17 protein-coding genes are annotated in these 12,107 nt (G+C 57.2%); 10 read left to right on the top strand and 7 right to left on the bottom strand.

All coding sequences use genetic code 11. The features are described from left to right. From ACR3ES_RS01580 to ACR3ES_RS01565, 4 genes are all read right to left on the bottom strand, one after another. Positions 1–666 carry a transglycosylase SLT domain-containing protein gene (locus ACR3ES_RS01580; protein WP_480493499.1) on the bottom strand — a complete coding sequence of 222 codons (666 nt, stop codon included), beginning with the start codon at positions 664–666 and terminating at the stop codon, positions 1–3. A gap of 106 nt (positions 667–772) precedes the next feature. Continuing rightward, on the bottom strand, positions 773–1,201 hold the full coding sequence (locus ACR3ES_RS01575; protein WP_170433975.1) for an Lrp/AsnC family transcriptional regulator: 429 nt from the start codon (positions 1,199–1,201) through the stop codon (positions 773–775). A 51-nt stretch (positions 1,202–1,252) separates the two neighbouring features. Beyond that, complete coding sequence (locus tag ACR3ES_RS01570; protein WP_170433973.1) at positions 1,253–2,473, bottom strand: MFS transporter; 1,221 nt, start codon at positions 2,471–2,473, stop codon at positions 1,253–1,255. A 3-nt stretch (positions 2,474–2,476) separates the two neighbouring features. After that, entirely contained in the window at positions 2,477–2,734 is a 258-nt protein-coding gene (locus ACR3ES_RS01565; RefSeq protein ID WP_170433971.1) for a metal-sensing transcriptional repressor, read from the bottom strand. A 133-nt stretch (positions 2,735–2,867) separates the two neighbouring features. Here ACR3ES_RS01565 and ACR3ES_RS01560 point away from each other — a divergent pair, with 133 nt between their 5' ends. The 7 genes from ACR3ES_RS01560 to ACR3ES_RS01530 all read left to right on the top strand — a co-directional run bounded on the left by ACR3ES_RS01560 (position 2,868) and on the right by ACR3ES_RS01530 (position 7,656). After that, positions 2,868–3,482 carry a ribonuclease D gene (locus ACR3ES_RS01560; RefSeq protein ID WP_170433962.1) on the top strand — a complete coding sequence of 205 codons (615 nt, stop codon included), beginning with the start codon at positions 2,868–2,870 and terminating at the stop codon, positions 3,480–3,482. Continuing rightward, positions 3,479–4,447, top strand: a complete 969-nt coding sequence (locus ACR3ES_RS01555; protein WP_170433960.1) for a KpsF/GutQ family sugar-phosphate isomerase — start codon at positions 3,479–3,481, stop codon at positions 4,445–4,447. The genes ACR3ES_RS01560 and ACR3ES_RS01555 overlap by 4 nt, the downstream gene beginning before the upstream one ends. Before the next feature lie 11 nt (positions 4,448–4,458). Beyond that, a complete protein-coding gene (locus ACR3ES_RS01550; protein ID WP_170433958.1) occupies positions 4,459–5,058 on the top strand; it encodes an LptA/OstA family protein in 600 nt (199 codons plus the stop codon). 3 nt (positions 5,059–5,061) lie between these two features. Beyond that, positions 5,062–5,553 (top strand): LptA/OstA family protein, encoded by a 492-nt coding sequence (locus ACR3ES_RS01545; protein WP_480634675.1) that lies wholly within the window; start codon positions 5,062–5,064, stop codon positions 5,551–5,553. Continuing rightward, positions 5,553–6,311 carry an LPS export ABC transporter ATP-binding protein gene (gene lptB, locus ACR3ES_RS01540; RefSeq protein ID WP_170433956.1) on the top strand — a complete coding sequence of 253 codons (759 nt, stop codon included), beginning with the start codon at positions 5,553–5,555 and terminating at the stop codon, positions 6,309–6,311. Before ACR3ES_RS01545 ends, lptB begins: the two co-directional genes overlap by 1 nt. Positions 6,312–6,566: 255 nt before the next feature. After that, positions 6,567–7,130 carry a ribosome hibernation-promoting factor, HPF/YfiA family gene (gene hpf / locus ACR3ES_RS01535; RefSeq protein WP_480424683.1) on the top strand — a complete coding sequence of 188 codons (564 nt, stop codon included), beginning with the start codon at positions 6,567–6,569 and terminating at the stop codon, positions 7,128–7,130. Positions 7,131–7,191: 61 nt separating this feature from the next. Beyond that, positions 7,192–7,656, top strand: a complete 465-nt coding sequence (locus ACR3ES_RS01530; protein WP_170433952.1) for a PTS sugar transporter subunit IIA — start codon at positions 7,192–7,194, stop codon at positions 7,654–7,656. A gap of 56 nt (positions 7,657–7,712) precedes the next feature. Here ACR3ES_RS01530 and dalA read toward each other — a convergent pair whose 3' ends face one another. Beyond that, positions 7,713–8,228 carry a divisome-associated lipoprotein DalA gene (gene dalA / locus ACR3ES_RS01525; RefSeq protein WP_170433950.1) on the bottom strand — a complete coding sequence of 172 codons (516 nt, stop codon included), beginning with the start codon at positions 8,226–8,228 and terminating at the stop codon, positions 7,713–7,715. Positions 8,229–8,397: 169 nt separating this feature from the next. On the opposite strand from dalA, the gene ACR3ES_RS01520 reads away from it, so the two are divergent. Together ACR3ES_RS01520 and ACR3ES_RS01515 are read left to right on the top strand one after the other, a co-directional pair. Continuing rightward, a complete protein-coding gene (locus ACR3ES_RS01520; RefSeq protein ID WP_170433948.1) occupies positions 8,398–8,997 on the top strand; it encodes a L,D-transpeptidase in 600 nt (199 codons plus the stop codon). Positions 8,998–9,137: 140 nt separating this feature from the next. After that, the gene (locus ACR3ES_RS01515; protein ID WP_170433947.1) at positions 9,138–9,320 is read left to right on the top strand and encodes a hypothetical protein; all 183 of its coding nucleotides are present in this window, start codon (positions 9,138–9,140) and stop codon (positions 9,318–9,320) included. A 75-nt stretch (positions 9,321–9,395) separates the two neighbouring features. On the opposite strand, the gene hemH is transcribed toward ACR3ES_RS01515, so the two are convergent. Together hemH and ACR3ES_RS01505 are read right to left on the bottom strand one after the other, a co-directional pair. Then, complete coding sequence (gene hemH, locus ACR3ES_RS01510; RefSeq protein WP_170433945.1) at positions 9,396–10,445, bottom strand: ferrochelatase; 1,050 nt, start codon at positions 10,443–10,445, stop codon at positions 9,396–9,398. A 55-nt stretch (positions 10,446–10,500) separates the two neighbouring features. Beyond that, positions 10,501–11,331: a methyltransferase domain-containing protein gene (locus ACR3ES_RS01505; RefSeq protein WP_170433943.1), complete on the bottom strand. Its 831-nt coding sequence runs from the start codon at positions 11,329–11,331 to the stop codon at positions 10,501–10,503. Between ACR3ES_RS01505 and ACR3ES_RS01500 the strand changes: the two genes are divergently transcribed. After that, positions 11,312–12,076: a double zinc ribbon domain-containing protein gene (locus ACR3ES_RS01500; protein WP_480424681.1), complete on the top strand. Its 765-nt coding sequence runs from the start codon at positions 11,312–11,314 to the stop codon at positions 12,074–12,076. The genes ACR3ES_RS01505 and ACR3ES_RS01500 overlap by 20 nt on opposite strands. Positions 12,077–12,107 lie beyond the last annotated feature (31 nt).

Below are 12,107 nucleotides of genomic sequence, written 5' to 3'. Positions count from 1 at the left end.
CTAGTTGAACGCGATGAAGGCGGTGGCAGAGTCGGCTGCGGGCACTAATGATCCGAGCATCCCGTTGCCGACGCGCGCGGCGGTCAATGGGATCAAAGGAGCGGCCGCGCTTGTGAACGGATCGCGGGACATGGCCAGCGTTCGTTCGGTGTCTTGGCCATCCAACTGTGCCAGCGCGGTTTCGAAACGGCCCCGATACGCCTCTGCCAAGGACGGGGTGCGGGAATGATACGCGCCCGCCGCGGCGGACCAGGACCCAAGTTCGGCATACAACTCATTCAGAAATCGGGCTGCGTATATCGCGTTTTCATCCGGGTCGAACATCGCATCGATCGACCGGAACGCCTGCCCATGCCAGCGGTAATTGATCTGAAAACACCCCACATCAAAGCTGCGCTTGCCTGCCTTGAAGATATCAAAGACGTAAGACTTGGCTTCGACCTCTGAGGTAAACCAATATCCCTGACCCTCAACGTTGACGGTCCAAGGCCAGGGTTCCAGGCGACCGTCCCGCGCCCGCCCGGTTTCCACGCGTGAAATGGCCTGTAGAACGTCAAGCGGCACATCTTCTGACAGAGCCGCGCGACGGGCTGCCTGATCACACACACCTCCGAAGCGAGGATTTGGCATAGCATAGCCCGGCTCAGCGGCAAGTATCAGTGCCAATAGGTATAGAAGCGGGAATTTGCAATTTGGCATTCTGCCGGTCCGGGGTTCTGATCAGTCCGGAGCAAGCTAGCCAATCATTGGTTTACAGCGGGTTATCGGCTGGTTAGTTTCGGTCGATGCGCCGACCAAAAACAACACTTGTGTTGGTGCGCAGGACACCCGGGATCTTTGCCAGTTCGTCAACGAGAATGTCCAGATCTTCGATCCGTGGCGCCTCGGCGGACAACAAGAGGTCAAATTCGCCGTTGATCGACAGGCAGAGTTTGACTTCGGGATACGCCTCGAGCCGTTTGATGATGCGGGTGGTTTCTTTCTGTTGCACCTCCAGCAGAACAATGACCTGAACCTTTGGGGCGTCGTCGGAACTGTTGAGCACCACAGAATAGCCTGCAATCACTCCACGGTCCTGCATCCGGTTGATTCGCTCGTGCACGGTGGTCCGGGCCACGCCCAGTTTCGCCGCGATCTTGGTGGTCGACTCGCGAGCGTTGTGCTGCAGGGCGGCGATGATACGGCGGTCAAGCTGATCCATGCGCTCTCCGTTTTGTGGTTTGTCCGGTGTAATTCAGGTTCGCGCCTCTGCTCAAGACTGATGCGAGACCGGCGCCGGGTCCGACCGGGGCCAGATGATCACGGCCACGGTCAAACCCAGCACCGCAGCGATGGTCATACACGCGAGGGCAAAGGTTGCGCCAAACCGGGTCATCAACCACCCCGCCAACGGATACAGAATCAGCCAGCAGGCGTGGGACAGCGTGAACTGGGCTGCAAACACCGCCGGTCGATCCTCGGGGCGGGCGGACCGGGTCAAAAGACGGCCAGAGGGCGTCAAGGTTGTGGAATACCCAAATCCGACACAACACCATAAGGCGGTAAGCATCATCAGTGACATCGGCGTAGTTGCCGACAAAATCGCGGCGGATGCCATAGCCAGGGTTCCAATGGCCGCGCCGCTCAGCATGACGTTGCGATCTTGGAACCTGTCCAAAAGCGGAGGCAAAGCAAATGCCGCCAACATTGATCCGCCGCCAAAGCCCGCAAGTGCAATCGCAACAGCACTTTCGGACAGGCCAAAATCGGTGCGTATGATGACCACCGTGTTAACGATGACCATCGCGCTGAGGGCCGCCGCATTCCAACTGAGCGCCAGTAATCCGCGAAGACGGATCGTCGAAAGGTAAATTCGAATACCCCGCGTTGTGCGGTCATAAACGCCCCGTCTTCTGGTCACCTTAGGAGAAGGGAGAACAACCGAGACGACGAGAATAGCAGACGCAGCAAAGCCCAGGCTGGTACCCCAAAACAGCGTATCAAAGCTGAGAAAGACCAAAAGTGCCGCGGCCAGCATCGGGCTCAAAAGGCTCTCCATGTCGACGGCGAGACGGGACAGTGACAACGCCCGTGTATAGTCGTGTTCATCCGTCAGAACGTCAGGGATCGTTGCCTGAAACGCCGGTGTGAAACCGGCGGACGCGGATTGCAACACAAAGATCAGGACGTAGACCTGCCAGACCTCGGTTACAAAAGGCAGGCACATTGCGACAGCAGCGCGCACCAAATCCAAAAGCACGAGCATTCTACGCCGGTCGACCTGTTCTGCAATCGCCGCAGCCAAAGGGGCGATCCCGACATAAGCTGCCATCTTTATGGTCAGTGCGGTGCCAAGAACCAGTCCCGCCGCGTCGCCCGCCAGATCGTAAGCCAAAAGCCCCAATGCAATTGTGGCAAGGCCGGTGCCCGTTAAGGCAACGACCTGTGCTGCCAGCAAATGGCGATAGGTGCGATTCCGAAGAACACTCAGCATTGGTTACAGGTATTTTGTAATGGTCTTGAAATCCTCGACATTTGGCTCTCCGTCGGTGGGCGACAGGCAATGGTCGATGTGATCCTGAATCAAAACACGCTTTGCATTGGTGATTGCTTTTTCGACGGCAAAAAGCTGCTGGGCGATGTCCGAACAAGGCGCCTGATCTTCAAGCATCGCGATAACTTTCGCCAAATGCCCATGCGCCCGCCTGAGACGCGCGGTGATTTGCGGGTGCGATTGATGCGGGGTATCTTTCATGCAATATCCTTATCCTCCCCATGGGGATAAAGTCAAATGACCCGGCGCTCGATGGCGCGTCTCAAACCCATGGCGTTGAGTTTGCACGCCAAACCGCCTATCTCGGGGTCGATACCACACAAAGGAAGTTTTCGTGGCGAACCATTTGTACAAGAACGATCTGCCGGATGGGTTGGATCTGGGTCCTGTTGTGGCCCTCGACTGTGAAACCATGGGGCTGAATCCACACCGGGACCGCCTGTGCGTCATCCAAATGTCGGGCGGTGATGGTAACAGCCATATCGTGCAGGTCGAAAAGGGACAGACTTCTGCCCCGAACCTGTCCGCGATGCTGGAAAACCCGGACGTTCTGAAGTTGTTTCACTTTGGTCGCTTCGACATTGCCGCGATGTATCATACCTTTGGCGCGCTGGCCGCGCCGGTCTTTTGCACCAAGATCGCCAGTCGGCTGGTCAGGACTTACACCGACCGGCATGGCTTGAAAAACCTGTGTCAGGAACTGATCGGCATCGATATTTCCAAACAGCAGCAAATGAGTGATTGGGGCGCCGAGGCCCTGACCGACGCTCAGCTGGACTATGCCGCGTCTGATGTACTGTACCTACACCGGTTACGCGATGAGTTGAACAAACGTCTGGAGCGCGAGGGTCGCACCGAAATGGCGCAGGCCTGTTTTGACTTCCTGCCGATGCGTGCGAAGCTGGACCTCGCAGGCTGGCCCGAAACAGATATCTTTGCGCACTCATGACCGATAACGAGTCCTTCCTGAAAACCGCCAAGCAAGTTGTCACCGACGAGGCCCGGGCCCTAGACGTTTTGGCAGACAGTCTGGATGTGCCCTTTGCCGAGGCCGTGCAGCTGATCCTGCAGGCAACCGGTCGCATCATCATCAGCGGAATTGGCAAATCCGGCCACATTGGACACAAGATCGCAGCAACGCTCGCCAGCACCGGAACGCCCGCCTATTTCGTGCACCCGGCGGAGGCCAGCCATGGCGATCTGGGCATGGTTTCCAAAGGTGACGTCGTGCTGGCGATCTCGAATTCTGGCGAAGCGCCGGAACTGGCTAACCTACTGGCCTTTACCCGACGATTTGGAATTCCGCTGATCGGGTTGTCCAGCAAACCCGAAAGCACGCTGATGAAACAGGCGGATGTGCATCTGCTGATCCCGTCTTTGGGCGAGGCCTGCGGCTTTGGGATGGTGCCATCAATCTCAACGACCCTGACATTGGCCATGGGCGACGCATTGGCGATTGCCTTGATGAAGTATCGGGATTTCAAGCCCGAGAACTTTCGTGACTTCCATCCGGGGGGGAAGCTCGGTGCCCAACTCAGCAAAGTGCGTGACCTGATGCATACGGGTAGTGCGCTACCTTTGGTTGCGTCGGATACGCCGATGAGCGATGCGCTGATTGAAATCAGTCAAAAAGGGTTCGGTGTTGCAGGGGTCACAGATGGGCACGGAGCATTGAGCGGTATCATTACCGATGGTGACCTGCGACGCCATATGGATGGGTTGCTGGATAAAATTTCTAAAGAAGTCATGACGCAAAACCCAACAACCATTGCCCCGGATGCGCTGGCTGAAGAAGCTGTAGCAATCATGAACGATCGCAAGATCACCTCTCTTTTTGTGGTTGATCCCGACAATCCGGGTAGGGCACAGGGCCTCTTGCACATCCATGACTGCCTGCGCGTCGGGCTGGGGTGAGGGAGGCCGAGGTGGATCGTCATTCCCGATGGGTACAGTTCCTCAAGGTGCTGTTGCCACTGGCGGCGATCCTCCTGCTGTCCACTGTTTTCCTGCTGTCGCGCAGCATCGAAACGGATGTGTCTGTCCCATTCACGCAGAAGGATATCGACGAGCGTCTGGCGGGTCAGGTAGTCACGCAACCTTATTACCGAGGCACGACCCGCAAGGGTGAAGATGTTCAGATAGAGGCGACGCAGGCTACGCAGGGAACAGAGGGCTCCGTGCCGTCAGCCGCAGAGTTTCGCGGGCGGTTCGGGTTGCTGAATGGCGGGGTCATAACGCTCGATTCCAACGAAGGTCGGATTAGCCCGGACAAAGGAGTTGCAACATTCGTGGGCGACGTCCTGATCACGACAACCGACGGAATTCAGGTGACGACCGATCTTCTCAACACGTCGCTGGACGAAATAAGGGGCGACACACCGGGCCGGGTGAATGGCACTGGAGCCATCGGAAACTTTTCTGCGGGCCGAATGACATTTGGGACGGAAAAAGAGGATGGTCCGGTCCATATTCTTTTTACAGATGGCGTGAAGCTGGTATACGAACCGGCAAAAGAAGAAAGATAACACGTGTTTGATTTTCGTACTTTTATTGTTTGCATTGCTTTGGTGGCGGGTTCTGTTTCTGCAACCGCTCAGGAAGCGCAGGTAGCGTTCGGATCGGTGAAGGCGGACCCGAGCCTCCCGGTCGAAGTGACGTCGGAAACCTTGAACGTGAACCAGGAAAACGGATCTGCCGAATTTGTCGGAAACGTAATTGTCGTTCAGGGCGAAATGCGCCTGACAGCAGAGCGGGTGCTTGTCATCTACAACCAGGATCGCTCGGCCATCCAACGAATGGAAGCGACCGAGAACGTGGTTCTGGTCAGCCCCCCCGATGCCGCCGAAGGCGACTATGCCGAGTACACGATCGAATCCGGTGTGATCGTGATGAAAGGCAACGTGCTGCTGACTCAGGGGCCCAGTGTTATCAGCGGCGACCAGATGACCGCGAATCTGACGGCAGGCACGGCAACGATGAATGGGAACGTTAAGACCATTCTGCAGCAGGGCGAAAACTGATGGCCAGACCAAGCCTCTCCGTCGCCCAAGGCAGTTTGGGTCTGAAGATCGAAAAACTGCGCAAGTCCTACCGGAAGAAGACGGTCATCCGCGATGTGTCCATGACCCTGGACAGGTCCGAAGTTGTGGCCCTGCTGGGTCCCAACGGGTCGGGTAAAACCACGACGTTCTATTCGGTAGCGGGTCTGGTGTTCCCTGAGGCGGGAACCGTTACGATTGACGGGCAGAATGTGACGACCTTGCCGATGTATCGCCGTGCGCGCATGGGGATCGGCTATCTGCCGCAGGAAATGTCAATCTTTCGTGGCATGAGCGTCGAAGACAACATTGCGTCGGTTCTGGATATCACCGTCAATCACGCGCACCGCCGTAAAGAACGGCTCGAAGAGTTGTTGTCAGACTTCTCCATCGAACATCTGCGTCGGGCGCCCGCTCTGGCCCTGTCCGGCGGGGAACGTCGTCGGGTCGAGATTGCACGCTGCCTGGCGGCTGATCCCAAGTATCTTTTGCTGGACGAACCCTTCGCTGGTGTCGACCCGATCAGTGTCGGAGACATTCGGCATCTGGTGGCTGATCTGAAGAAGCGTGGAATTGGTGTTCTGATCACCGATCACAACGTCCGCGAAACGCTGGAAATCGTTGATCGCGCCTACATCCTGCATGACGGGCAGGTGCTGATGTCGGGCACACCGGACGAAGTTGTGGAGAACGAAAACGTGCGCCGGGTCTATCTTGGCGAAAATTTCCGGATTTCATGACCTTGCGACAAAATGCGCGCGGCTTATGGGCGGATTTCGCGTATATACACGCCCTGTTTCGATTGACTCTTCCGCCGTCTCTTGCCTCAATTAGGCCATGGCATTTCTTCGGTTCCAGTCTGGATCTCGATGTCCCTTCATTGAAGGGCAGAGTCTGGGACAATCCGGGTTTATGCCGATATCCCCCACCCGATAAAAACAAGCGCGACACGTGACGTGACGTCAGAAATGGGTGTGAATTGTGAAGGAGATCACATGCGTTACCAAATCAGCGGAAAACAGATCGACATCGGCGCGGCCCTGCAGACCCATGTGCAGACCGAACTGGGCGAAGTCGTGGGCAAATATGCCCAGCGTCCAACAGATGCCAATGTCGTCTTTTCCCGTTCAGCGCATGAATATGTATGCGAAACCACCGTGCATCTTTCGACCGGTCTGACCGCGCAGGCCAAGGCGCACGCAACTGAGATCTATGCGGCGTTCGAGGGCTGCTGCGACAAGATGGAGACCCAATTGCGCCGCTACAAGCGCCGCTTGAAGGACCACCACAAGGATCGCGCGGAGCCGGTTGAACTCTTCGGAGCGTCCTCTTATATCCTCGCCTCTGACGAATCGGAGACGGCCGACGAACCTGAATCACTGCAGCCCATGATCGTGGCTGAGATGGAAACCAAGATTCCGTCGCTCAGTGTCGGTGAGGCCGTAATGCAGATGGAACTTGCCGGTGCCCCGGTGCTGGTGTTCCGGAATGAGAACAAGGATGGGTTGAATGTCGTATACCGTCGGAAGGACGGGAATATCGGCTGGATCGATCCTTAACAGGCAATGAGAACGAGGCACGCCCCTGCTGTGGCAGGGGCAATGCCAATGGAGCATGATCATGGAGCTTTCGAGCATTTTGAAGCCCGAAGCAGTACGTGTGTTGTCCGCCGCTTCCAGCAAGAAGCGGCTGTTTCAGGAAATCGGTGATGTTGCATCCACCACACTGGGCCTTGATGCTCAGACCGTGGTCGATTGCCTTTTGGAGCGTGAAAGCCTTGGGCCCACCGGCGTGGGCCATGGCGTTGCTCTACCACACGCCCGACTAACTGGGCTTGAGGCGGTTTCGGGCGTTTTTGTCATGCTCGAAAAACCCATTGATTTCGGATCGGTTGACCGTCAGCCGGTAGATATCGCGTTTTCGCTGTTTGCGCCCGAAGACGCGGGCGTTGACCATCTCAAGGCGCTGGCGCTGGTGTCCCGGACGCTACGGGACACATCGGTTTGCAGTAAGCTGCGTGCAAACCTGGATCCGGTTAAGCTCTATGCAATTCTGACTGAAGCCCAATCCATGCAAGCCGCATAAGCTATGAAAAAAAGCCCCCGAAAACTGGGGCTTGCTTGCTTCAAAACGGCAGTTCCTTACCCGCCGGTTCCCATTTCCAGCGTCCACCAGATCTTGCCGCCGCCTTCCTGGTGCCAGGCAAAGCCCATCTGTGTGGCTTTCGGGTCCATGATGACCGATCTGGGTCCGGGTTCCTGCATCCAGGCGGCCAACGTTTCGGTTTCGGTTTCGTAGGTTTCCGAAATCGCCTCGCCCAGGAAAGTCCCGAAATACCCGACGCGTTGGGCGCGATCCAAAGGCGAGGATCCGTCGGACCCGAAGTGCCAGGGTCGGTTCTGTCTTGCCATGTCCTTGGAGTGCGTGGCAGCGGCGGCGTTGAGTTGGGCGTTGAGTTGAACGGCCTGCAAACCCGAGGCCTGCCGCAGCGCATTAACCGAATCTAGCATCCGGAATTGCAACTTTTCCGGGTTGCCGCGGATTTTGTAGACTGTCGGCAAAGGCTGGCCATCTGCGCCCAAGGCAGTTGGGCGAGTGTCCGTACATGCCGCCAAAGCGACAAAGCAAATCAACAGTAAAGAAACGATACGCGTCATGATCGACCTGATTATTGTGCTGTAACCGGGCATAGCGTGCCTGATCGTGCTGAGCAAATGCACAATGGTCACTTCTCGCGTGATTCTGCCGGTTTGATTTGCGACTGAAGCATTCTGGCAATAAAATGGACCGGATTTCAGTATTTGCCATAGCAAAGGACCGCTCGAGATGGTCAAGAAACGTATTCCTTCATCCACCCGCCGGGGTTTTCTGGCTGGCGCGGCAACGGCGTTGGCGTCGCCCGCCATAGCGCAGTACATCCCAGGTGACCCACTGCGCCCCGCGCCCGAGCAAGAACCAGCCGTGCGTCGCAACATTTCAGGTTTTCGGGCGCTGGACTGGCAACCCTATTTCTCGAACACCCGCAACGGGGCCATTCTGGTCGACACAGTGTCTAGGGCGCTGCATTACTGGTCCGATGACCAATCCGTATACAAGCTCTACCCGTCCTCGGTGCCCCTGACCGAAGAAATGACCCGCCGAGGACGCACCAGCGTGATCCGCAAAGTCGAAGGTCCCAGCTGGGCTCCGACACCTTCTATGAAGAAAAGAAATCCGGAATGGCCGGACTATATTCCGCCTGGACCGGATAACCCTTTGGGAACACATGCTTTATATCTGAGTTGGAAGTATTATCGAATCCACGGAACGCATGACACCCGGAAGATTGGCCGTCGATCGTCGAACGGGTGTATCGGCCTGTTCAATGAAGACATCCAAGAGCTGTTTTCTATGGCGAAGGTCGGCACGCAAGTGTTGCTAATTTGACGACATTTTGGCGCACGAACCCGCTTGCAGGACAAGTTGCAATTGCAATCTCGCCGCTTTGCTGATTAGAAAAAACTCACGAGGTAAGTCTTAGGTGTGCGGCTCCGGGTAAAGGAATCGCGCAAATTCTGGAGGTTAATATGAAAAAACTCGTTCTCGCCGCTGCTCTGACTGCTGCAGCTTCGACCGCATATGCGGGCAACCTGGAAGAGCCGGTTGTTGAAGCACCTGTTGTTGTCGAAGAGACGCAGGGCACTTCTCAGGGCATCCTGCTGCCGCTGATCCTGCTGGTCGTTGTGGCCGCAGCTGTCGCAGCAAGCTAATTTGACGCCAGTCATCTAGAGAAAAGGCGGTGGATCTTCCCACCGCCTTTTTTCATGCTCGAATGATGCCCGGGGTTAGTCCAGCCACCCCCGTAGGTTGTTTTCGATGATCGTGCTCAGTGCAGCAATGTGCGAATCGTCGTCGTTGAGGCAGGGGATATAGGTGAAACTCTCGCCACCCGCCTCTTCAAAGCTTTCCTTGATCTCTTCGTTGATTTCTTCCAGCGTTTCGATGCAGTCGGCAGAAAACGCCGGCGCGACTACGGCTATGTTCTTTTTGCCCTCTCGCGCCAGGTCTGCCACGTGGTCCACGGTGTAGGGCCTGAGCCATTCTTCGGGGCCAAAGCGCGACTGGAAGGTCGATACAATCTGATCGTCCGACCAGCCAAGGCGCTCTTTCAACAGGCGCGAAGTCTTGGCGCACTGGCAGTGATAGGGATCGCCTTGCTGCAGATAGCGCTCGGGCATGCCGTGATACGAACAGACCAGAATATCTGGTTTGCTGTCCATTTCGGCGTATGCGCGCTCGACCGATTGCGCCAGAGCTTCGATATAAGTCGGCTCCTCATAGTAGGCCGGTACCGTCCGGCTGGCCGGCTGCCAGGCTTCTTCCATCAAAGACCGAAAGAACTGATCGTTTGCCGTTGCGGTCGTGGCGCCCGCATAATGCGGGTAGAGCGGAAAGAACAAAATCCGGTCGCATCCTTCGGCCACCATATGATGGACCTTGGATTTGGTGGACGGGTTGCCGTAGCGCATGCAGAAATCCACCATCACCTGATCGCCATAGCGGGCCTGCATCGCGTCGCGCAGCTTTGCGGTCTGATCCTTGGTAATGGTCATCAACGGGCTTTCGCCCTTGTCGTGATTCCAGATCGATTTGTAGGCCGCGCCCGAGCTAAAGGGGCGCTTTGTCAGGATGATGCCTTGCAGGATCGGTTGCCATTTCCACGCCGGATAGTCGATGACACGCTGATCTGACAAAAACTCGTTCAGATAGCGACGCATGGGCCAATAGGTATAGTTGTCCGGCGTGCCCAGATTGGCCAGCAGGATACCGACACGTCCCATCTTGACTTTGGGATGGTCGGCGGGCGCGTGCACTGGGCGGGTGGCGTCAAACATTGGGGCTTCCTGACTTTACGAGTTCTGGCCTGAGATAAAGGGAAATGTGGGCCCGTCAATCGGGCAGTTTGCCCTCATCCGTGCCCAACGCGTCGGCCAGACGCGTTTGCGCTGATCCGGGGCGTAGAGGTTTTGGTTGGCTGTCATCAGGGGACCACCCCGTCAGGCAGATCAGTTCGAAGGTTGCGGGTAGCTTCCCGTCGCGTGTTGCGAAGTGGTCATTGTAGATCTGCTGTGCTCTGTCAAACACCTGCCGCCGTGTGGTGTGCCTGAGGCGGTTCGACAGGACATTGGTCTCACCCATTGCACGCAGATCATGCATCAGATGAACCAGATCACGATACTCGGCCGTCAGAGAGGCGGCGTCAGCCACGGGTAAAGCCAAGCCTGCCCGCTGTAGCAAGGCGCCCAGATCGCGCAGTTCGGCCATCGGAGCAACACGAGGGCTCAGCCCGCCGGTGACTTCGATTTCGGCCTGACCCAGCGCTGCGCGCAGCTCGTGCAGGGTCTCCCCGCCCAGACACACGGCCAAGAACAACCCATCCCGGCGTAAGGCCCTTTGGCATTGAATGATTTGGCCAACCGGATCATTCGCCCAGTGCAGAGCCATCGCGTGCACGACAAGATCGTGACGTCCCGCGTTCAGGTCCAGTATCTCGTCATCGGCTATGATAGAGGCACCATCGATCATATCGCCCCAAAGCTGCGGAAAAGGCGTCACAATCGCCGGATCCGTAAAGGATCTGTTAACCATAGACAGCCGATCCTGCACCTCGTCGACAGCGGCATGGTGCAGGAACAGGGCGTCGTCCCGGACCCGGGCGCGTCGCTGGGCCAGAATCGGTCGATTAAACAATGAGGGTGCATTGGACGCAGGCAGTTTCATAGGTCGCAACTATCGCATTTGGCAGCGAGTTCAAACTGCTCTCAGGCTGGTTTACCCCCCGCGGTGTCTTGGCTGCGGGCAGCTGACCGAGTCAGACTTTGGCCTGTGCGGATCATGCTGGCGCGACACGCCCTTTATTGGTGGCACGGTATGTGAGAGCTGCGGAACACCTGTTCCGGGTGCCGCCGACGGCCACCGAATTGAATGCGACGACTGCCTCAAAACGCCCCGCCCATGGCGGGCCGGACGCGCGGCGCTGTTGTACCAGGGACGCGCCCGATCTCTGATTCTGGCCCTGAAACACGGGGATCGGCCCGAACTGGCCCGCCCTGCGGCCCGCTGGATGGCGCAGGCGGGGCGCGACCTGTTCCATCCCGATATGCTGATCGCTCCTGTCCCGCTGCACTGGTCCCGCCTGATCAAGCGACGCTACAACCAGTCGGCTCTGCTGGCCCAGCATCTCAGCCGCGAAACCGGGCTGGACGTCTGCCCTGATTTGCTGCAACGACATTCTCGGACGCCGGTTCTGGACGGAAAAAGTGCAGCGGAACGCGTCGAAACCCTTAGCGGCGCCATTTCGTCACACCCAAGGCGGAAAAACAAACTAAAGGGGCGGGGTGTTCTTCTGGTCGATGACGTCATGACCTCGGGCGCGACGCTGGCCGAGTGCGCGCGCGCTTGCACTGCATCAGGTGCAAATCATATTTTCGTGTTGGTGCTGGCGCGCGTTGCCAAGAGTACCTAATTCGCCGAAAGTCATGCGAAACCCATAGGGA

The sequence above is a fragment of the Ruegeria sp. B1 genome (assembly GCF_056535885.1).
This window is presented reverse-complemented; position numbering and strand designations above follow the sequence as displayed.